This is a genomic window from Rhodococcus pyridinivorans (genome assembly GCF_900105195.1).
Taxonomy (GTDB): Bacteria; Actinomycetota; Actinomycetes; order Mycobacteriales; family Mycobacteriaceae; genus Rhodococcus; species Rhodococcus pyridinivorans.
Genome location: NZ_FNRX01000002.1, coordinates 1558532 through 1579166, shown reverse-complemented (window position 1 = coordinate 1579166; position 20635 = coordinate 1558532). Strand labels below are relative to the sequence as shown.

Sequence of the window (20635 nt, the reverse complement as noted above, 5' to 3'; positions counted from 1 at the left end):
GACCAGCCGTGCCCATCCCGGGCATCCCGCACGCCGGAGACGGAGCTGCCGATGTTTCTTCTCGACGACAGGCTGGTCTTCGGCGCCGGAGATCTCACCCGCGCCGCCTCGTGCGAGTTCGCAGTGCTCCGCAACCTCGACTCGACGCTCGGTCGGCTCCCGCGCCCCGACACCGAACCCGACGCAATGCTCGACCGTGTCGCCGCACTCGGCGGCCGCCACGAGCAGCGCGTCCTCGACCGCTTCCGCGCGCAGGTGGGTGCGGAGAAGGTCGTCGAGATCGCCCGGCCCGAGTACACCGCGCAGGCGCTCACCGAGGCGGCGCAGGCCACCCTCGACGCCGTCCGGGCCGGCGCGCCCGTCGTCTATCAGGGCGCTTTCTTCGACACCGGCTCCTCCGACACTGCCCCCGATCCGCTCGGCATGATCGGCTTCTCCGACTTCCTCGTCCTCGAGGACGACGGCTACGCCGTCTACGACAGCAAACTCTCCCGGCACGCGAAGGTCGAGGCCCTGCTCCAGCTCGCCGCTTACGCGGACGCACTCGCGCGCACCGGGACGACGGTGTCCTCGCACGCGCATCTCGTCCTCGGCGACGGCTCGATCGCCTCCTACCCGCTCGCGGAGATCATGCCGGTCTATCGGCACCGACGCGCCTGCCTCGAAACCCTTCTCACGTCGCACCGCGCTGCCCCCGGGCCGGTGCGGTGGGGAGCGGGTGGGCACACCGCCTGCGGTCGCTGCGACGACTGCACCCCGGAACTCGAACGTCACCGCGACCTGCTGCTGGTCGCGGGGATGCGCAGTACCCAGCGGCTGCGGCTGATCGAGGCGGGCGTGTCGACCATCGACGACCTCGCCGCATGCGCGGCACCCGTCGACGGGATGGCGCGCCGCACCTTCGACGCCCTGCGCGCCCAGGCACGGGCGCAGCTCGAGGAGGAGAGGCGGGACAGTCCCTATGCGGAGGTCTACGACGCCACCCCGCTCGGCATCCTGCCCGCGCCCGACGAGGGCGACATCTTCTTCGACTTCGAAGGCGACCCACTGTGGTCCGAGGGCGGCAGTTCCGAGTGGGGACTCGAGTACCTGTTCGGCGTCGTGGAGGGACCGGCCGACGCACCGATCTTCCGGCCCTTCTGGGCACACGACCGCGAGCAGGAGCGGCAGGCACTGCTGGACTTCCTCGACTACGTCACCGACCGCCGGCGTCGCCACCCGAGGATGCACGTCTACCACTACGCCCCGTACGAGAAGACGGCGTTGCTGCGGCTGGCCGGGCGCTACGGCGTCGGCGAGGAGATCGTCGACGACCTGCTGCGCGAAGGTGTGCTCGTCGACCTGTACCCCGTGGTGCGCAACTCGATCCGGGTGGGTGCCCGGACGTACGGACTGAAGAAACTCGAACCGCTCTACACCGAGGAGAGCGAGGCACGCGACGGCGATGTCACCGACGCGGGCGCCTCGATCGTCGCGTACGCCGACTACTGCGCACTGCGCGATGCCGGGCACCTCGAGGAGGCGGAACGCGAACTCGCGTCGATCGCCTCCTACAACGAGGCCGACTGCATCTCCACCCTGCGTCTGCGCGACTGGCTGCTCACCCACGCCCGCGACCACGGCATCTCCCCCACCGAGACGACCCACGACGAGGCCGCTCCCGACGCGCAGGCACACCCCGTCGAGACGAAACTCCTCGAATACGTCGGCGGTGCACTGGCGGGCGACCGTACCCCGGAACAGCAGGCGGCCGCACTCGTCGCCGCGGCCATGGGCTACCACCGGCGCGAGCGGAAACCTCTCTGGTGGGGACACTTCGATCGTCTGGCGACGGCTCCCGACGAGTGGGCGGACGCCCGCGACACGCTGGTCGCGGCGACGTGCACACTCGAGACCGACTGGCACAAGGCCACGCCCCGCCGGCGACTGCTCCGGCGTCGGCTGCGCCTCGCGGGCGAGTTCGAGCCGGGCAGCACATTGCGCGCCGGGCAGGACGTCTTCCTGTTGTACGACGCTCCGGGACCGGACGGACTGCCCGACGGCGGCACCGGGACGCGCGCGTGGTCGCGCGGCGTGGTCGTCGAACGCACCACGGGGACGGACCATCCCGACGTGCTCGTCGTGGACGAGTCGCTACGGACGGACGAGGAGTACTCCGTGCTACCGGTGGCCGTCACTCCCGGCGCGCCGATCTCGTCGAAGAACATCGAAGCGGCGATCGCCTCCGCCGCCGAGGCGATGTGCAGCGAGTTGCCGGCTCTGCCGTCGACCGCGGCGGTGGACGTACTGCGCCGCATCCCTCCCCGCCTGCGCTCCGGTGCCGCGCTGCCGCCGCTCGGCGACGACGCGGCCGCCACGATCGTCACGACCGTTCTCAACCTGGAGAATTCGTACCTGGCGGTGCAGGGCCCACCCGGCACCGGCAAGACGTACACCGGGGCCCGGGTGGTGGCGGCGCTCGTGAACGAGCACGGCCGGCGCGTCGGCGTGGTCGCGCAGTCGCATTCGGTGGTCGAGAACATGCTGACCGGCATCGTCGCCGCGGGAGTGTCGCCGGAACGGGTCGCCAAGGCGAAATGCCAGAGCCCCGATCCGACGTGGACCGCCTTCCCTGACGCGAAGTCCCTTGCGGCGCATATCGGTACATCCGCCACCGGCTATGTGGTGGGCGGAACGGCCTGGGACTTCACGAATCCGAACTGCATCGAGCCCGGCAGCCTCGACCTGCTGGTGGTCGACGAGGCCGGTCAGTTCTGTCTCGCCAACACCATCGCCGTGGCCACGGCGGCGTCGAATCTGCTGCTGCTCGGCGATCCCCGCCAACTGCCGCAGGTCTCGCAGGGCACCCACCCCGAGCCGGTCGATGAGTCCGCCCTCGGATGGCTCGCCGAAGGGCACGGTGCGTTGCCCACCGATCGCGGCTACTTCCTTCCGGTGACCTGGCGGATGCACCCGGATCTGTGCGCGCGGGTGTCCGAGTTGTCCTACGAAGGACGACTGCAGTCGAAGTCCGAGATCACCACGCGCCGCGCGCTCGACGGCGTCCCGCCCGGCGTCCGGCTCGTGGAGGTCGCGCACGAGGGCAATGCGACCTGCTCGCCCGAGGAGAGCGCCGAGATCGTGCGCGCCATCGCAGCCGTGCTCGGCTCGGCGTGGACGGACGACGCCGGCTCCCCGCCGCGACCTCTCGGCGAGGAGGACGTCCTGGTGGTCGCACCGTACAACGCTCAGGTCACCCGCCTACGGCAGGATCTCGCCGCCGCGGGTCTGCACCGGGTCCAGGTGGGCACCGTCGACAAGTTCCAGGGCCGCCAGGCGGCGATGGTGTTCGTGTCGATGACGGCCTCCGCCGTCGAGGACGTGCCGCGGGGCATGTCGTTCCTGTTGTCCCGCAACCGGTCGAACGTGGCTCTCTCACGCGGCAAGTGGTCGGCGGTGATCGTCCGGTCCGGCGCCCTGACCGATCACCTCCCGTCGACACCGGACGGCCTGATCGAACTCGGGGCGTTCATGCGGCTGACCGGAGCCGACCCGACCGGGGCGTGACCGCACTCACATCGTCCGTTAGGATCGACGACGATCCTGTTACCTCCGGTAGCAGATACACGGGACCCGGCTCCCCGAGAAGACCCGGTCCCCCGAGCACAGGAGTACACGTGTCGAAGACCCTCGAGGCCACGATCGAGATCACCGCCTCCCCCGAGCAGGTGTGGCGCGTGGTGTCCGATCTGAAGCGGATGGGCGAGTGGAGCCCGCAGTGCCGTCGGATGATCGTGCGCGGTGGGCCGGTGTCGGCCGGCACCACCACGATCAACATCAACAAGAAGGGGCTGCTGGTGTGGCCCACGACGTCGAAGGTGATCGACTTCGAACCCGGCCGTCGCCTGAGCTTCCGGATCAACGAGAACCGCTCCATCTGGTCGTTCACCCTCGAACCCACCGCCACCGGCACGCGGGTCACCCAGCGGCGCGAGGCGCCCACCGGGACCAGCAAGGTCTCGCAGACCCTGGTCAAGTATGTTCTCGGCGGCACCGAGGCGTTCGACGACGAACTGACGGTGGGGATGAACGCGACTCTCGCCCGTCTCAAGAACGAGATCGAGGCGGCCGCGCGGGTCTGACCTTCCCTCCTCGGCTCACGTACGCTGGAGTGCCTGTGGACCGACAGGACCCGCCCGCGAGACGGGCGGGTCCCCTGCGGTCCCGGACCACCGATCGCCAGCGATAAGAGGAGCCCGTGGCACGTAAGCCGACGCCCGCCGGAACACCCCCCACCAGCGGGGTAGCCCACATGGTCGACCTGGTCAGGCATGTCGTACCGCCCATGCATCCGGGCGGTATCCCCTTCGTCGCAGCTCCGCTGGCCGTGGCGATCCTCGGCCGCCGCAAGCCCTGGCTGCGCCGCGCCGGTCTCGCATCGGCACTGGCGTGCGCCACCTTCTTCCGGCACCCGCACCGCGTGCCGCCGAACCGCGCCGGAGTGGTCGTCGCTCCCGCCGACGGTGAGATCGCTCTCGTCGACCATGCCGTGCCGCCCGCCGAACTCGGGCTCGGCAGCGAGGAGCGCCCCCGGGTCAGCATCTTCCTGTCCGTCCTCGACGTGCACGTGCAACGCAGCCCCGTCGGCGGCACCGTCCGCTCGGTGGTCCACACCCCGGGCAAGTTCCTCTCCGCCGATCTCGCCGACGCGAGCGAGGTCAACGAGCGCACCAGCATGCTGATCGAGACGCGCGACGGCGCCGAGGTCGCCGTCGTCCAGATCGCCGGGCTGCTGGCACGGCGCATCGTCAACGACGCGCAGATCGGCGACACCCTGCCGATCGGCGACACCTACGGCCTGATCCGCTTCGGATCCCGGGTCGACACCTACCTGCCGGTCGGGAGCACCCTGCTGGTCGAACGCGGTCAGCGCACCATCGGTGCCGAGACCGTCCTCGCTCAGCTGCCCACGGTGTCGTGAGTCCGCACACGCAGGGTTCGCGTGCGGTCGCGACCGGGCGGTCCCGCAATCGGCCCAACGTCGTCCGCCTGCTGCCGAGCGTCATCACGGTCCTGGCGTTCTCCGCCGGACTGTCGGCGGTGAAGTTCGCGCTCGACGGACAACTCGGCACCGCGCTCGGCATGATCGGCGCCGCGGCCGTCCTCGACTCGCTCGACGGTCGCATCGCCCGCATGCTCGACGCGACCAGCAAGATCGGCGCCGAACTCGACTCGCTGTCGGACGCCGTCGCGTTCGGTGTCGCCCCGGCGCTCGTGCTCTACGTGACGTTGCTCGACGGCAGCCCCTTCGGCTGGATCGTCGCCCTGCTCTACGCAGTGAGCCTCGTGCTGCGACTCGCGCGCTTCAACACCCTGCTCGAGGACGACAGCGTCCCCGCCTACGCACGCGAGTACTTCGTCGGCGTGCCCGCACCGGCGGCCGCCCTCATCGCGCTCGCACCCGTCGCCGCCCACATCCAGTGGGGCGACGGCTGGTGGACCGCCTACGGGCTGGTCGCGGTGTGGATCCTCGGGACGGCCGGGCTCGCGATCAGCCGCATCCCGACCTTCGCGATGAAGTCGGCGTCCGTGCCCGCGCGACTCGCCGTGGTGCTGCTCGTGCTGGTCGCGATGGCGGCGGCCGCGCTGGTCACCTATCCGTTCATCCTCATGCTCGTGCTGGTCGCGGTCTACCTCGCGCACATCCCCTTCGCGGTGCGATCGCGGCGCTGGGTCGCGGCCCGGCCCGAGACCTGGGACATCAAGCCCTCGGAGCGACGCGCACTGCGTGCCCGCAACCGCGCGCAGCGTCCGCGTCGTGTCGCCGCCCGGCGTGTCGCCACGTCGGCGAGATCTCAGGCGCGACTCGGGCTGCGCCGTCCGCGAGGACGATGACATGCACGACCCGCGAGGACGATGACATGCACGACCCGCGAGGACGCTAGTCACGTTCTAGGCTCGGCGGGGTGACGACCCCACAACTCTCACTCACCGTCCGGCTCAACACCTCCGCCGCCGACTCGCGGCGCGGTGTCGTGCGTCTGCACCCCGAGGCGCTGGCCGCGCTGGGCCTGCGGGAATGGGACGCGATCGCGCTGGTGGGAGCGCGTCGCACGGCGGTCGTGGCGGGTCTCGCCCCGGCCGGCACCCCGACCGGCACGATCTTGCTCGATGACGTGGTGCTGTCGAACACAGGCCTGAAGGAGGACGCGACGGTCGTCGTCGCGCCCGTGACGGTCTACGGCGCGCGCACGGTGACGGTCACCGGGTCCACCCTCGCGCGGCAGTCGATCCCGGAGACCACCCTGCGTCAGGCGCTGCTCGGGAAGGTCCTCACCGTCGGCGACGCGGTGTCGCTGCTCCCCCGCGATCTCGGACCGGGCACGAGCAACGCCGAGACGACGCGGGCACTGTCGCGGACGTTCGCGATCGCGTGGACCACCGAACTGCTCACCGTCTCCTCGGTCGATCCGGCCGGACCGGTGAGCGTGCAGCCGAACACCGCCGTCGTGTGGGGCGGTGGCCCGGGTGCCCTGCCGTCCTCCGTGCCGTCCGCTTCCGGATTCGTCTCGTCGGGGTTCGTCGCCTCCTCCCCCGCGACCGACCGTCCCGAATCGGCCCCCGCCACGCCTCCGCCACCGCCGGTCGAGGATCTCGTGGGTGTGCAGGCCCAGGTCGCGAAGCTCTCCGAGTGGCTCACCCTCTCGCTCGACGAACCCGAACTGCTGCGCACCCTCGGCGCGTCGCCGCATCTCGGGGTGCTCGTCACCGGTCCCGCCGGGGTCGGTAAGGCGACCTTCGTGCGCTCGGTGGTCGCCGACCGGCGTCTGGTCGAGGTCGACGGGCCGGGTGTGGGTGCACTCGCCGCCGACGAGCGGCTGCGCCGGATCTCCGCGGCGGCCGAAGCGGTGCGCGGTGGGGGCGTCCTGCTGCTCACCGACGTCGATGCCGTGCTCCCCGCCGACACCGAACCCGTCGCGACGTTGATCCTCGACGAGCTGCGGCGGGTGGTCGACACCGAGGGCGCGGTGCTGATCGCGACCACCGCGCATCCCGACGACGTCGACTCCCGGCTGCGTGCCCCGGAGATCTGCGACCGCGAACTGTCCCTGCCGCTGCCCGACGGCGCGACCCGCCGCGCCCTGCTCGACGTGCTGCTGCGCTCGGTGCCGTCCACCGGTCTCGACCTCGCCGCCGTCGCGGGTCGCACCCCCGGTTTCGTCGTCGCCGACCTCGCGGCGCTGTGTCGCGAGGCGGCACTGCGCGCGGCGTCGCGGGCGAACCGCGACGACGACGAACCCTCGCTCGTCCAGGACGACCTGCTCGGCGCGCTCGAGGTGATCCGTCCGCTGTCGCGATCGGGTTCCGAGGAGCTGGCGATCGGCAGCGTGAGCCTCGACGACGTCGGCGACATGGTCGAGACGAAGCAGGCCCTGACCGAAGCCGTCCTGTGGCCGCTGCAGCATCCCGATTCGTTCGAGCGTCTCGGTGTCGATCCGCCGCGCGGTGTGCTGCTGTACGGCCCGCCCGGTTGCGGCAAGACCTATCTCGTCCGCGCTCTCGCCGGCACGGGACGTCTGAGCGTCCACGCCGTCAAGGGCGCCGAACTGATGGACAAGTGGGTCGGTGCGTCGGAGAAGGCGGTGCGCGAGTTGTTCGAGCGTGCCCGCAACTCGGCACCGGCGTTGGTGTTCCTCGACGAGATCGATGCTCTCGCACCGCGCCGCGGGCAGAGCTCCGATTCCGGGGTGTCCGACCGGGTCGTCGCGTCGCTGCTCACCGAACTCGACGGTGTCGAGCCGCTGCGCGACGTCGTGGTGGTGGGAGCGACCAACCGGCCCGACCTCATCGACCCGGCTCTGCTGCGTCCCGGCCGGCTCGAACGTCTCGTGTTCGTGCCGCCGCCGGACGCCGAGGCCCGGGCCGCGATCCTGAAGACCGCGGGCCGATCGGTACCGCTCGACGACGACGTCGACCTCGACGACCTGGCCGCCGGACTCGACGGCTACTCGGCCGCGGACTGCTCGGCTCTGCTGCGCGAGGCCGCGCTCGCGGCGATGCGGCGCAACGTCGACGCCGCCGTGGTCACCGCCGAGGACGTCGCGGTGGCCCGGGAGAAGGTGCGCCCCTCGCTCGATCCCGTGCAGGTCGCTCATCTGCAGGCCTACGCGGAGGGCCGTTGAGATGGCCGTGACCACCGCGGTCCGCGTCGCCGGACCGGCAGCCGTCCTCGCGGCCTTCCTCGCCGCCGGGGTCGCGATCCTCGTCCCGGCCGCGGGCGAATCGGTCCTCCCTGAGGGTGCGCGCAGCGAATGGGCACCCGTGGTCACCGCCGCGCTCGCCGTTCTCTCGGCGGCCGGGCTGCAGCGGACCGGCTCCCGACGTACCGCCTGGATGCTGGCCGCCGCCTCGATCGTGGTCCTCGGGTCGATCCGCTATCTCGTTCCCGCCGGCATCTCGGCCGACAGCCTGACGGTCGTCGGATGGGTGATCGCCGCGATCACCGGTGTGCTGCTCGGGGCGGCGACCGCGGGCTCGTGGGGTTCGGCGACCGGTCAGTGGGCCCTGATCGCCGGTGGGTGGGCGGCCTTCCTCACCGCCGCGGCCGTCGGTTCCGAGGTCCCCGTGGAGGCCATGCGCTGGACGGTTCCCCAGTGGGCGCTGGCCTTCGCACTCGTGGCAACGGTCGCCGCCGCGCTGACGATGCCTGCCGGGATGCGCGTGCAGCGGGCCGATCCGCGGTTGCTCGCGATCATGGTGACCGCCGCGGTGGTGCTCTCGGTGGGCTACCGACTGCTGGGTGAATTCGTGGGTTCCCGCGCGAGCGACACGGGTGTGCTCCTGTGGCTGGTCGCCGGTGGGGCGCTCGCGGTGGCGGTCGTCGGTGCCGAGATCGTCGCGCGCCTCGTCCCGCCCGGAGACGACCGGTTCGTCCTCGCGGTCACCGGGGCCGTGGCCGCGGCGTACCCCGTCCTCGTCGAGTTGTGGTCGGGTATGCAGTCGGCGACCGTGCCGTGGTGGGTGCTGCTCGTCGCGGTGGCCGCCGTGGTCGCCGGGGTGCGGCTCTCCCCCTCCATGCCGTACGCGCTTCCCGGGCTGATTCTCGCCGCGTCGATCTCGGCGGCGACGGTGTGGTGGCCGGCGGAGATCGGCGAGGGAATCCCTCTTGCGGTGCGGGTGGCGCTCGTCGCGCTGGGCACCGGTCTCGCACTCGGGGCATCGTTGCCGGGCTCGGCGTCCGTCGCGGCTCTCGGCCTGGCGCTGCCGGTGCCGGCGACGGCCGTCGTCGGGGCGGTGTGGATGCTTCCGGCGGATGCGCAGTGGTCGGCGCTCGCACTGTTTACCGCGGCCGTGATCTGTGCGTGGCAGGTGCGCTAGCGCTCTCACCTCCCCGATTCGCAAGCGTGCGAAGACAACCGTTAGGATGTGCACAATCCGTTTTGCCCGATGACGGCGAGCGGCGTGCATGTCGGGGCGATCCCCGTTTCGGCGGTGTGCCGTCCGCTGTGACGACAGCGAGTCCCACAGCCCGCAGTCAGTTTCACCCCGCCGACAGGCCCGACCCCGACGGAGTGCCTTTTGATCGCCATACTCGTTGCCCATGCGGTCGCTGCCCTTCTGGCGCCGCTTCTGGTCCGAGTCATGGGGAGAAATGCATTCCTGCCGCTCGCGGTGGTGCCCCTCGCGAGTCTCGGCTGGGTCGTCACCAACTGGGGAACCGATCAGAAACTGCAGATCGCGTGGGCCTCGACGCTGTCGATGAATTTCGATCTGCGCTTCGACACGCTCGCGGCGATCATGTGCGTGCTCGTTTTGGGCATCGGCTCGTTGATCCTGCTCTACTGCTCGCGCTATTTCGAGGACGACGAGCCCCGCCTGGGCTTGTTCGCCGCCGAGATGGTCGCCTTCGCCGGCGCCATGTTCGGTCTGGTGGTCAGCGACAACATGTTGCTGCTCTACACCTTCTGGGAACTGACGACCGTCCTGTCGTTCCTGCTCGTCGGGCATTACGCCGAACGCGCTTCGAGTCGCCGTGCCGCCACCCAGGCCCTGCTCGTCACCACGGCCGGTGGTCTGGCGATGCTGGTCGGCATCATCATCCTCGGCGAGATGGTCGGCAGCTACAACCTGTCCGACGTCGTCGCGGCGGCACCTCACGGATGGCTCGCCGGCGTCGCCGTGGTGCTCGTGCTCGTCGGCGCACTGTCGAAGTCCGCCGTGGTCCCGCTGCACTTCTGGCTGCCCGGCGCGATGGCCGCCCCCACCCCGGTGTCCGGATATCTTCACGCCGCGGCGATGGTCAAAGCCGGCATCTACCTCGTGGCCCGGCTCGCACCCGGCTTCGCGGACAGCGCCGCGTGGCGGCCGATCGTCATCGGTCTCGGTCTCGCGTCGATGATCCTCGCCGGCTGGCGAGCGTTCCGCGCCTTCGACCTCAAGCTCATCCTGGCCTTCGGCACCGTCAGCCAGCTCGGCTTTCTCACTGCGCTGGTGGGTACGGGCAGCCGGGAAGCGGCCCTGGCGGGCCTGGCGATGGTGATCGCCCACGCCCTGTTCAAGGCATGCCTGTTCATGGTGGTCGGCATCATCGACCACTCCACCGGCACCCGCGACATCCGCAAACTCGCGCATCTCGGCTCTGCCGCCCCCTACCTGATGGTGATCGCGATACTTGCGGCGGCGAGCATGGCCGGTCTGCCGCCGTTCATCGGTTTCGTCGCGAAGGAAGCCGCGCTCGAGTCGTCGCTGGTGGCCGAGGTGCTCCCCGAATGGGCGCGGATCGCCATGACTGCGGGCATCGTGGTGGGCTCGATCCTCACCCTCGCCTACAGCATCCGGTTCATCTGGGGCGCCTTCGGTCGTAAGCAGCTCAAACGTCCGAGCCCCGCGGTGCAGAACCTGCACGCGCCCGGCCCGCTGCTGCTCACCGCCCCGAGCGTCCTCGCGTTCGCCGGTCTCGCTGCGGGCTTCGCGAGCTCGTGGATCGACCATCTGATCACCCCCTACGCCGACGAGCTGCCCACCGAACTCGACAAGCCCTACCACCTGGCGTTGTGGCACGGATTCTCCTTGCCGCTGGGTCTGACCGGCGTGGTGATCGTGGGCGGCACGGTCCTGTTCCTCGCGCACCGCACCATCGCGCGTCTGCGCTTCGAGCACCCGCCGCTCGGAAATGCCGACCGGATGTACGACGCGACCCTCCAGGGCATGGACACCCTGTCCCTGCGCCTGACCGCCTTCCTGCAGCGCGGTTCGCTCCCCCTGACCCAGGCGACCATCCTCATCACCCTGGTGGCGCTCCCGACGGTGCTGATGTTCTTCTTCGGGCTGAGCACGATGCCGTCGACGCGCGCGTGGGACTCGATCTGGCAGCTCGGGGTGGGGTTGATCATGATGGCCGCCGCGATCACCGCGACGGCCCTGCGCAACCGTCTCGGCGCAGTGTTGGTCGTGGGCGTGACCGGCTACGGGCTCGGGGTGCTGTTCGCCCTCCAGGGAGCTCCCGACCTCGCGCTCACCCAGTTCCTCGTCGAGACCGTCACCCTCGTGATGTTCGTGCTGGTCCTGCGCAAGCTGCCCGCCGAGACCGACCCGGCCGCGGTGATGGGCAGCAAGTTCGCCCGCGCGATGCTCGGCATCGCCGTGGGCGCGGTGGTCGCCGGGATCGGCGCCTACGCCGTCGCGGCACGCACTACCGATCCGATCTCGCTGCTGCTGCCCGACGCCGCCTACTACGGCGGTGACGGCAAGAACATCGTCAACGTCCTGCTCGTCGACATCCGCGCCTGGGACACGCTGGGCGAGATCTCGGTGCTGCTGGTCGCCGCGACCGGCGTGGCCAGCCTGGTCTTCCGCACCCGCCGCTTCGGCACCGCCCCGCGTGTGGCGGACGCACCCGCGGCGCAGCTCGACGCGGTCTCCGCCAGCAACGAGACGACCTGGCTGCTCGGCGGCGATCTCATCGATCCGCGCTACCGATCGCTGGTCCTCGAGGTCACCACGCGACTGGTCTTCCCCACCATGATGATCCTGTCGGTGTACTTCTTCTTCTCCGGGCACAACGCGCCCGGTGGCGGTTTCGCGGGCGGTCTCGTCGCCGGTCTCGCGCTGGTGTTGAGGTACCTGGCCGGCGGACGCTACGAGCTCGGAGAGGCGGTTCCCATCGACGCCGGCAAGATCCTCGGCATCGGACTCACCTTCGCCGCGGGCACCGCACTGGTGTCGATGTTTCTCGGCGCCCCGGCGCTGTCGTCGGCGACCCTCGAGCTCACGCTGCCTCTGCTCGGCGACATCAAGCTCGTGACCGCACTGTTCTTCGACCTCGGTGTGTACCTCATCGTCGTCGGACTGGTCCTGGACGTGCTGCGCAGCCTAGGTGCTCGCCTCGACGCCGAGACCGTGGGTGAGCGCCGATGACCGCGAACATCACGCTCCTCGCCGTCGTCGGTGTGCTCGTCGCGGCCGGTGTGTACCTGCTGCTCGAACGCAGCATCATCAAGATGCTGCTGGGCCTGCTGCTGGCCGGCAACGGAATCAACCTGCTGCTGCTCACCCTCGGCGGCCCCGCAGGTCATGCACCCATCGTCGGTGTGGAGAGCGACGTCGAGCCGGACATGGCCGATCCCCTCGCGCAGGCGATGATCCTCACCGCGATCGTCATCACGATGGGTGTGGCGGCGTTCGTGCTGGCACTGACCTACCGCTCCTACACCTACCGCGCACGGGACGAGATCGAGAACGACCCCGAGGACACCCTCGTGTCGCAGCGGCGCAGTCTCGCCGATCTACCGTCGCGAGACCGCTCCGACGACCCGCTCACCGGTATCCCGAGCAAGAGCGGCGACGCCTTCGACGCCGCGGGCAACCCGATCCCGCTCGATCAGCTCAAGAACATCGAGGACATCGAGGCCTACGAGGATCTGCACGACGGCGACTTCGACGACCCCACCGACTCGGCCTACACGCAGAACCAGGGGGGGACGGACGAGTCCGGCTCTGCCGAAGATTCGGGCGGGGCCGGCTCTATCGAGGATGCCGAGGACGCCGACGAGGACGTCCGCGCGGACGATCCCGACCCCGAGGCCCCCGACCCTGCCGAGGACGAGCGGACCGGAGACGACGAGAAGAACGGGAAGGAGGATCGCCGATGAACCCGAGCGTCGCGAACCTCGTTCCCCTCCCCGTCCTCATCCCCTTGCTCGCCGCAGCCGCAACCCTGATCGTCGGCCGCCGTCCGCGCGTCCAACGGTGGATCACCGTCTTCGCGCTGGTCGCCTCGCTCGTCGTGTGCGTGGCGCTGCTGTACTACGCCGACGCCGACGGCATCGCGGTACTGCAGATCGGTGGGTGGGAGGCGCCGATCGGCATCTCGCTGGTCGTCGACCGATTGTCGGCGTTGATGCTGGTCGTCTCGGCGATCGTGCTGCTGTCGGTGATGCTGTACGCAGTCGGCCAGGGTATCCACGACGGCAACGAGCAGCAGCCCGTCTCGATCTTCCTGCCGACCTATCTCGCGCTCACCGCGGGTGTCAACATCGCCTTCCTCGCGGGCGACCTGTTCAACCTCTTCGTCGGCTTCGAGGTGCTCCTCGCCGCCTCGTTCGTCCTGCTGACCCTGGGTGCGAGCGCCGACCGCGTCCGCGCGGGCGTCTCGTACGTCATGGTCTCGATGGTGTCCTCGCTGGTCTTCCTCGTGGGCATCGCCTTCGCCTACGCAGCCACGGGCACTTTGAACCTCGCCCAGATGGCACTGCGGATGGACGAGATCTCACCGGGCACCCGGGCCGCGATCTTCGGTGTATTGCTCGTGGCTTTCGGTATCAAGGCCGCGGTCTTCCCGCTGTCGTCGTGGCTGCCCGACTCCTACCCCACCGCGCCCGCACCGGTCACGGCCGTCTTCGCCGGCCTGCTGACCAAGGTCGGTGTGTACGCGATCATCCGGGCGCACACCCTGCTGTTCCCGGGCGGCGAACTCGACGACGTCCTGCTCGTCGCGGGTCTGCTCACGATGATCGTCGGCATCCTCGGCGCGATCGCGCAGAACGACATCAAGCGTCTGCTGTCGTTCACGCTCGTCAGCCATATCGGCTACATGATTTTCGGTGTCGCTCTGTCGTCGCAGACCGGTCTCGCGGGCGCCGTCTACTACGTCGGCCACCACATCCTCGTGCAGACCACCCTGTTCCTCGTGGTGGGTCTCATCGAACGCCAGGCCGGGTCGGCGTCGCTGCGACGCCTCGGCAGCCTCGCGCTCATGTCTCCGCTGCTGGCGGTCCTGTTCCTCATCCCGGCGCTCAACCTGGGCGGTATCCCGCCGTTCTCCGGGTTCATCGGCAAGGTCGCCCTGCTGCAGGCCGGCGCGGAGGACGGTTCGGTCCTGGCCTGGGTCCTCGTCGGCGGTGGTGTCGTGACCAGCCTCCTGACGCTGTACGTCGTCGCGCGTATCTGGACGAAGGCGTTCTGGCGGGCACGCGCCGACGCTCCCGAGGGCGATCTCGCGGACATCGGCCCCTCGGCGCTGATCGACGAATCCGCCACCGACATCTCCTTCGAGGAACGCCCGGACGTCGGCCGGATGCCGGCCGCGATGCTCGTCCCCACGGTCTGGCTCGTCGCGATCGGTGTGTCGTTGACGGTCTTCGCCGGTCCCCTGCTCGACATCAGCAACCGTGCCGCGGAGAACCTGCGCGACCGCACGGTGTACATCGAGGCCGTGCTGGGGGGTGAGCAGGAATGATGAAACGCGCCAACGTCCTGCGCATGTTCGTCGTGGGATGGACGACGCTGGTCTGGGTCCTGCTGTGGGGCACCTTCAGCATCGCCAACATCCTCGGGGGTGTGGTCGTCTCGCTCGTCGTCATGTTCGTGCTGCCGCTGCCGCGTGTACCCGTCGAGGGTCGCGTGCACGTCTGGTCCGCGATGCGGCTCGGCGTGGTGATCTTCGGCGAGACCATCCGCTCGACGATCAACGTGGCATGGCTCGCGATCCGGCCGTCCCCGCCGCCGGTCACCGGCGTGCTGCGCTGCCGGCTCACCATCAAGTCCGACCTGGTGCTGACACTGTGGACGGACATCATGAACAACATCCCGGGCACCATGGTGCTCGAGATCGACCAGGTGCGGCGGATCATGTACGTGCACGTCCTCGACGTGGGTACCGACAAGGCCGTGGCCGACTTCTACCGTTCCGCCCGCCTCATCGAGCGTCTTCTCATCCGGACGTTCGAACGCGAGTCGGAATGGCAGGCCAGCCCCTGGCGCAGCGGAACGGAGGAACTGACGTGACCGTGACACTGGCGATCGCGGGGGCACTGCTGTTCGTCTCCGCAATCCTGATCACCTACCGCGTGATCGCGGGCCCCAACTCCCTCGACCGGCTCGTCGGCGTCGACGCCCTGCTCGCGCTCGGCATCTGCGGCATCGCGATCTGGGCGGTGTACACACGCGACACGTCGGTGCTGCCCGCCACCGTGGCCCTCGCCCTGGTCGGCTTCATCGGGTCGGTGTCCGTGGCTCGATTCCGGGTGCGTGACGAAGGATGACGACGATCATCGACACCTTCGCCCACCTCCTGATCCTCATCGGGGCGGTCATCTCGTTGACCGCTGCGATCGGCGTGGTGCGTTTCCGCGACACCCTGTCGCGCATGCATCCGGCCACCAAGCCGCAGGTGGTGGGTCTGTTGTTCGTGCTGGGTGGCGCGATGATCATCCTGCGCAGTTCCGTCGACATCTGGATGATGGCGCTGGCGGGCATGTTCATGGTCCTCACGGCACCGGTGATCGCGCACCGCGTCGGTCGCGTCGCCTACCGGGAGCAGCTCGGTCGCGACGGCCTGCTCGACGAGGACGCTCCCGGCGGTGCGTGACAGGTGACGAGGAGCTGACGGCCGGGACGTCCTCGGACGATCACTCCTTCAGTTCCTGCACGAGCGAGTCCACCACCGCGACGAGATCGCCGTCCGTCCGTTCCGCGAGCCGGCGCTGACGCTGATAGGACGCTCCCCGCACCGGGATGTCCGCAACTCGCGCGAGTTCGTCGGCGCATCCGAGCCGTACCGCGGTGGGCATGATCTGCTCGAGCAGATCGTTCAGGTCGTCGGTGACGAGCCGTTCGGTACACACCGGGTCGAGGATGACCTCGGCATCGAGTCCGTACCGCGCCGCACGCCACTTGTTCTCCTTGACGTGCCACGGTTGCAGCACAGGAAGTTCCTCACCGCGCTCGAGACGTTCGTCGAAGTAGACGACGAGTGAATGCACGAACGCGACGAGGGCGGCCAGTTCGGCGCGGTTGGTGATGCCGTCGAAGACCCGGACCTCGAGGGTGCCCCATTTCGGCGCGGGCCTGATGTCCCAGTGCATGCCTCCGGGATGGCTGATGACACCGGACTCGAGCTGGTCGGCGATGAATTTCGCGTACTGCGGCCAGTCGGCGAAGTGATAGGGCAGGCCGGCAGTCGGCAGCTGCTGGAACATCAGCGCACGGTTGCTCGCGTAGCCGGTGTCGTAGCCCGCCCAGATCGGCGACGAGGCCGACAACGCGAGCATGTGGGGATATTTCACGAGCATGGCGTTGAGGATCGGGATGATCTTCTCCGCGGAGGAGACTCCCACGTGGACGTGCACTCCCCAGATGAGCATCTGCCGTCCCCACCAGCGGGTGCGGTTGATCATCTCCTCGTAGTCCGGGGAGGGTGTGACGGTCTGGCCGGTCCACTGCGCGAACGGATGGGTGCCGGCACACATCAGGTCCACTCCGAGCGGATCGGCGGCGCGGCGCAGCAACGACAGCGACTCGGACAGATCGTCGACGGCCTCGGCGACGGTGTCGTGTACACCGGTGACGAGTTCGACGGTGTTGCGCAGGAACTCTTTGGTCAGCCGCGGGGTCTCCCCGGCGATCTCCTCCACCCTGTCGAAGACGACCGCCGCGCTGTTCGAGAGATCGCGGGTGGTCTTGTCCACCAGAGCGATCTCCCATTCCACGCCGATCGTGGGACGAGGTGATCCCGGAAACGCGACTGCCACGTCTCGATCCAACCACAGGGCCCCGCCGACGGATGTCCGTCGCGGGGCCCTGTGTCAGGAATTACCCGGGTACCGAGCTTCAGGGGATTCGAACCCTGCTCACCCGATGACGCCGCAGGCGAGGCGGGCGCCGAGGTTGTCCTGGTGCACGACCACAGAGGCGCCGTCCTCACCTTCGAGGTCCTCGAGGCCGAAGGCCGAGGTGGTGACGGTGGCGGTGGCGGTGCCGTCCTCGTGGACGACGAGCGAGACCAGGTCGCCGCTCTCCGGGACGGAGGTGTTGCCACCGGCCTGCAGGTGGGCACCGGCCGACAGGAAGGCGCCGGGCTCGCCGCCGTTCGGCGCGGTGGACTGGGGCTCGCAACGGCCGAACTCGTGGATGTGGACACCGTGGTAGCCGGGCTCGAGACCCTCGACCTCGATGGTCACCTCGACGTCGCCGCCGTTCTCGGCGAACGACACGGTGCCGGCCGACTCGCCGTCGACCGTGGTGAGCTCCGCGGTGAGCGCAGCAGCGGAGGCGGAGCCACCGGCGTGCGACTCGCTCCCACCCTCGGTGCCGTGGTCGTCGCCGTGGGCCTCGGAAGCGGGCGCGGCGGATCCCGTCCACACCGGCGGAGTCGTCCCCGGCTCGGTGCTCGCCTCCTCGCTGTTCGAGCACGCAGTCAGGCCCACCGCGGCGATCGCGACGATCGGGGCCAGAGCACGCCAGGACATGCGACGGGTGGAACTGGAGACCATCAAACCGCTCCTTCGAAGTGCCGAAAAGTCACCCGATCATAACCGGGCGTCTCCGGCGACCACCCGGTGGCGGACCGACACGGTTCCGGCGCTAACGCGAAGTGACGATGACGATCACTCCGGGGGCGGCGTCGCGGATGCCCTCGAAGCGCGGTTGCGCGGTGACACCGAGCGACTCGGCGACGGCTGTCGCGGTCTGCTGCTCTCCGGGAGACGACCCGTAGAACACCGAGGTCTGCGGGAGCAAGCCCTCGCTGTAGTTGCCCGTTTCACTGATGGTGTATCCCTCGTCCTCGAGGTAGGCCGCGGTCTGCGCGGCGAGGCCCGCGACCTCCGAGTTGTTGAACACGCGCACCGGTGCCGTCGCGGAGGCCGAGGTGTCGGACGCGAACGCGGTTCCGCTCCCCACGGGCATGGAAGGAGCCGAAGACACGGCCGTGGTGGTGGTCGCACCGTCCCCGGCGGCGGACGTGCCACCGTTCGCGGCAGCGGGCGCGGGCGCGGTGGGCACCGCGGCCGAGCGCGTGGACGGTGCGGCCGGCGCGGCAGCGGTCGTCGTCGTGGGTGCCGCCGCGGGAGCGGGTTCGTCGTCGGAATCACCGAGCGAGGCGAAACCGAGACCGGCGAACAGGATGCCCAAGGAGATCAGGACCATCGCGAACGCACGCAGAGGCGGTCCCGAGGGTGCGGGCGCGCGGCTGGGGATCTCGGGGGTTCTGCTCACGACCTCGACCATAGTTGCCCGAGCACACGCAGCGCTGCCGACCGGCCGCGCGTGTCGATATCGCATTATCCGGCCCGACGGCCGCCCGTCTAACGGGTGTCGAAACCGAGCCGGCGGGCCGCGCGGGCCTTCTGACGGCTCGCACGCAACCGCCGCAGCCGCTTGACCAGCATCGGATCGGCGGCGAGCGCCTCGGGACGATCCACCAGAGCATTGAGCACCTGGTAGTAGCGGGTGGCGGAGAGACCGAAGAGTTCCTTGATGGCGTCCTCCTTGGCACCGGCGTACTTCCACCACTGCCGTTCGAACGCCAGGATGTCGAGATCGCGACGGCTCAGGCCGTTCGCCTCGTCGCCAGTGGGTTCCTGCGCGGATGCGCCGTCGCCCTGCTGGGACACGAGATCGGACCGGTCGTTGCCGTGCGCTGCTGCGCCGTCCATTTCCCTCCTCGACTGACTGGATCACACCGTGACGAAGAGTCCTTGCGTCTCGGCGGAGGTCATTCAATCACGGGGTGGGGACACATACCGGTCCGAGAACGCCGCGAGTCGATCCCATTATCCTGTGTCACCATGGCCATTCTTCCCATCGTCATCGTCGGCGACCCCGTCCTGCACAACCCGACCCGGCCGGTGACCGAGTCACCCGCCGAACTCGCTCAGCTGATCGCCGACATGTTCGAGACGATGGACGCGGCCAACGGCGTCGGCCTCGCCGCCAACCAGGTCGGTGTGGACAAGCGACTGTTCGTCTACGACTGCCCCGACCGCGACGAGTCCGGCAAGGTCGCGCGCCGGCGTGGCGTCGTCGTCAACCCGATCCTCGAGACCTCGGAAATCCCCGAGACGATGCCCGACCCCGAGGACGATCTCGAGGGCTGCCTGTCCGTGCCGGGCGAGAACTTCCCCACCGGTCGCGCCGACTGGGCGAAGGTCACCGGTACCGACGAGAACGGTGAGCCCATCGACATCGAGGGCCACGGATTCTTCGCTCGCATGCTGCAGCACGAGGTCGGGCACCTCGACGGCTTCCTGTACGTCGACGTTCTGATCGGGCGCAACGCCCGCGCCGCGAAGAAGACCATCAAGCGCGCCGGATGGGGCGTCCCGGGCCTGACCTGGCTCCCGGGTTCGGTGGAGGACCCGTTCGGCCACGACGAGGACGACTGACGAGGCGACCGGCGAACCGTCGATGACGACCGACCGTCCGGCCCCGTCCGTACCCCTCGGTACCCGGGTGGTGCTGCGGTACCGCCTGCCCGCCGGCTACAGCCACCCGATGACCGATGTCGTCGGTGAACTCGTCTCCGTCGAACCGGTGGTCGCGGTGCGCACCGCCGACGGTCGTGTCGTCCAGGTGTCCCCCACCTCGGTCGTCGCGCTCAAGCCGATCGCGGCGCGGCCGATCCGCGTCTCGGAGATCCGCGCGCTCGAGCACGCCGCCGCCGCGGGGTGGCCCGGTCTCGAATCGGCCTGGGTGGACGGCTGGCTCGTGCGCGCCGGACACGGTTTCACCCGGCGCGCCAATTCGGCAACGCCGCTGGGTGAACGCGGCACCGTGGCGGACCCCGCCGATCCGGCGGTGCGCGCCCGGCTCCGTGAATGGTTCGCGGCACGCGGATTGCCGCTGCGGCTGCTGGTGCCCGATCGACTCGCCCGGATCCCCGAGGGGTGGCCGACCTCGGAGCCGGTGCTCGTGATGGGCGCCGACCTCGCGAACATCCCCTTGCCGCCGGAGCCCACCCCGGTCACGATCACCGACCGGCCGGACGCCGACTGGATGTCGCTCCACCGCGCCGACGCCGACCCGCTGCTCGCGCAGGACGTGCTCGGCTCGGTGGCCGCGGGGATCCTCGGGTTCGGCCGCATCGGTGCACCCGGGCAGCCGCCCCTGGCGATCTGCCGCGCGGCGATCACCGATGCGCCGGACGGACGCCGCTGGGTGGGTCTGTCGACCGTCGAGGTCGCTCCCGAACACCGGCGTCGCGGACTCGGCACACTCGTGTGCGGTGCCGTGCTGCGCTGGGCACGCGAGCACGGCACGACCCACGCATATCTGCAGGTCGAGGAGTCGAACACCGCGGCGCGCGCCCTGTATCGCGAACTCGGCTTCGTCGACCACCACCGCTACCGATACGCCTCCGAACCCGTCGGATAGGTCG

At 69.7% G+C, this 20635-nt stretch carries 17 protein-coding genes and 1 pseudogene; 14 read left to right on the top strand and 4 right to left on the bottom strand.

What is annotated here, in order from left to right; all coding sequences use genetic code 11:
- The first annotated feature begins 51 nt into the window (after positions 1 to 51).
- The 12 genes and pseudogenes from BLV31_RS07780 to mnhG all read left to right on the top strand — a co-directional run bounded on the left by BLV31_RS07780 (position 52) and on the right by mnhG (position 15847).
- Positions 52 to 3546 carry a TM0106 family RecB-like putative nuclease gene (locus BLV31_RS07780; RefSeq protein WP_064061559.1) on the top strand — a complete coding sequence of 1165 codons (3495 nt, stop codon included), beginning with the start codon at positions 52 to 54 and terminating at the stop codon, positions 3544 to 3546.
- Positions 3547 to 3656: 110 nt separating this feature from the next.
- Positions 3657 to 4121, top strand: a complete 465-nt coding sequence (locus BLV31_RS07775) for an SRPBCC family protein (protein WP_064061560.1) — start codon at positions 3657 to 3659, stop codon at positions 4119 to 4121.
- A 116-nt stretch (positions 4122 to 4237) separates the two neighbouring features.
- Positions 4238 to 4960, top strand: a complete 723-nt coding sequence (locus BLV31_RS07770; protein WP_064061561.1) for a phosphatidylserine decarboxylase — start codon at positions 4238 to 4240, stop codon at positions 4958 to 4960.
- Positions 4957 to 5874, top strand: coding sequence for a CDP-alcohol phosphatidyltransferase family protein (locus BLV31_RS07765; RefSeq protein ID WP_006553633.1), 918 nt, complete (start codon positions 4957 to 4959; stop codon positions 5872 to 5874). The genes BLV31_RS07770 and BLV31_RS07765 overlap by 4 nt, the downstream gene beginning before the upstream one ends.
- 71 nt (positions 5875 to 5945) lie before the next feature.
- Positions 5946 to 8162 (top strand): AAA family ATPase, encoded by a 2217-nt coding sequence (locus BLV31_RS07760; RefSeq protein ID WP_033096170.1) that lies wholly within the window; start codon positions 5946 to 5948, stop codon positions 8160 to 8162.
- A gap of 1 nt (position 8163) precedes the next feature.
- The gene (locus BLV31_RS07755) at positions 8164 to 9357 is read left to right on the top strand and encodes a hypothetical protein (protein WP_064061562.1); all 1194 of its coding nucleotides are present in this window, start codon (positions 8164 to 8166) and stop codon (positions 9355 to 9357) included.
- Between the two features lie 201 nt (positions 9358 to 9558).
- Positions 9559 to 12396 carry a Na+/H+ antiporter subunit A gene (locus BLV31_RS07750; protein WP_033096172.1) on the top strand — a complete coding sequence of 946 codons (2838 nt, stop codon included), beginning with the start codon at positions 9559 to 9561 and terminating at the stop codon, positions 12394 to 12396.
- Positions 12393 to 12935 (top strand): annotated as a pseudogene (locus BLV31_RS07745) (Na(+)/H(+) antiporter subunit C); the annotation flags it as partial. The gene BLV31_RS07750 and the pseudogene BLV31_RS07745, both read left to right, overlap by 4 nt.
- 191 nt (positions 12936 to 13126) lie before the next feature.
- On the top strand, positions 13127 to 14716 hold the full coding sequence (locus BLV31_RS07740) for a Na+/H+ antiporter subunit D (protein WP_006553638.1): 1590 nt from the start codon (positions 13127 to 13129) through the stop codon (positions 14714 to 14716).
- Positions 14716 to 15264 (top strand): Na+/H+ antiporter subunit E, encoded by a 549-nt coding sequence (locus tag BLV31_RS07735; protein WP_033096175.1) that lies wholly within the window; start codon positions 14716 to 14718, stop codon positions 15262 to 15264. Before BLV31_RS07740 ends, BLV31_RS07735 begins: the two co-directional genes overlap by 1 nt.
- Positions 15261 to 15521: a monovalent cation/H+ antiporter complex subunit F gene (locus BLV31_RS07730; RefSeq protein WP_006553640.1), complete on the top strand. Its 261-nt coding sequence runs from the start codon at positions 15261 to 15263 to the stop codon at positions 15519 to 15521. The genes BLV31_RS07735 and BLV31_RS07730 overlap by 4 nt, the downstream gene beginning before the upstream one ends.
- Positions 15518 to 15847, top strand: a complete 330-nt coding sequence (gene mnhG / locus BLV31_RS07725) for a monovalent cation/H(+) antiporter subunit G (RefSeq protein ID WP_006553641.1) — start codon at positions 15518 to 15520, stop codon at positions 15845 to 15847. Before BLV31_RS07730 ends, mnhG begins: the two co-directional genes overlap by 4 nt.
- 40 nt (positions 15848 to 15887) lie before the next feature.
- Here mnhG and BLV31_RS07720 read toward each other — a convergent pair whose 3' ends face one another.
- From BLV31_RS07720 to napA, 4 genes are all read right to left on the bottom strand, one after another.
- Entirely contained in the window at positions 15888 to 17009 is a 1122-nt protein-coding gene (locus BLV31_RS07720; protein WP_024101811.1) for a glutamate--cysteine ligase, read from the bottom strand.
- A 99-nt stretch (positions 17010 to 17108) separates the two neighbouring features.
- The gene (locus BLV31_RS07715; RefSeq protein ID WP_019291110.1) at positions 17109 to 17750 is read right to left on the bottom strand and encodes a superoxide dismutase family protein; all 642 of its coding nucleotides are present in this window, start codon (positions 17748 to 17750) and stop codon (positions 17109 to 17111) included.
- 91 nt (positions 17751 to 17841) lie between these two features.
- On the bottom strand, positions 17842 to 18486 hold the full coding sequence (locus BLV31_RS07710) for a LytR C-terminal domain-containing protein (protein ID WP_059384343.1): 645 nt from the start codon (positions 18484 to 18486) through the stop codon (positions 17842 to 17844).
- 77 nt (positions 18487 to 18563) lie between these two features.
- Positions 18564 to 18914, bottom strand: a complete 351-nt coding sequence (gene napA / locus BLV31_RS07705; RefSeq protein WP_006553645.1) for a nucleoid-associated protein NapA — start codon at positions 18912 to 18914, stop codon at positions 18564 to 18566.
- A gap of 132 nt (positions 18915 to 19046) precedes the next feature.
- Between napA and BLV31_RS07700 the strand changes: the two genes are divergently transcribed.
- On the top strand, positions 19047 to 19643 hold the full coding sequence (locus BLV31_RS07700; RefSeq protein WP_064061565.1) for a peptide deformylase: 597 nt from the start codon (positions 19047 to 19049) through the stop codon (positions 19641 to 19643).
- Positions 19644 to 19665: 22 nt separating this feature from the next.
- Positions 19666 to 20631: an N-acetylglutamate synthase, CG3035 family gene (locus BLV31_RS07695; RefSeq protein ID WP_064061566.1), complete on the top strand. Its 966-nt coding sequence runs from the start codon at positions 19666 to 19668 to the stop codon at positions 20629 to 20631.
- The last annotated feature ends 4 nt before the right edge of the window (positions 20632 to 20635 follow it).

Bases quoted from the DNA above. Each gene is read 5' to 3' on its own strand.
- BLV31_RS07780 (WP_064061559.1), top strand. From the start codon at position 52: ATGTTTCTTCTCGACGACAGGCTGGTCTTCGGCGCCGGAGATCTCACC.
- BLV31_RS07755 (WP_064061562.1), top strand. From the start codon at position 8,164: ATGGCCGTGACCACCGCGGTCCGCGTCGCCGGACCGGCAGCCGTCCTC.
- BLV31_RS07740 (WP_006553638.1), top strand. From the start codon at position 13,127: ATGAACCCGAGCGTCGCGAACCTCGTTCCCCTCCCCGTCCTCATCCCC.
- BLV31_RS07735 (WP_033096175.1), top strand. From the start codon at position 14,716: ATGAAACGCGCCAACGTCCTGCGCATGTTCGTCGTGGGATGGACGACG.
- mnhG (WP_006553641.1), top strand. From the start codon at position 15,518: ATGACGACGATCATCGACACCTTCGCCCACCTCCTGATCCTCATCGGG.
- BLV31_RS07715 (WP_019291110.1), bottom strand. From the start codon at position 17,750: ATGGTCTCCAGTTCCACCCGTCGCATGTCCTGGCGTGCTCTGGCCCCG.
- BLV31_RS07710 (WP_059384343.1), bottom strand. From the start codon at position 18,486: ATGGTCGAGGTCGTGAGCAGAACCCCCGAGATCCCCAGCCGCGCGCCC.
- napA (WP_006553645.1), bottom strand. From the start codon at position 18,914: ATGGACGGCGCAGCAGCGCACGGCAACGACCGGTCCGATCTCGTGTCC.
- BLV31_RS07700 (WP_064061565.1), top strand. From the start codon at position 19,047: ATGGCCATTCTTCCCATCGTCATCGTCGGCGACCCCGTCCTGCACAAC.
- BLV31_RS07695 (WP_064061566.1), top strand. From the start codon at position 19,666: ATGACGACCGACCGTCCGGCCCCGTCCGTACCCCTCGGTACCCGGGTG.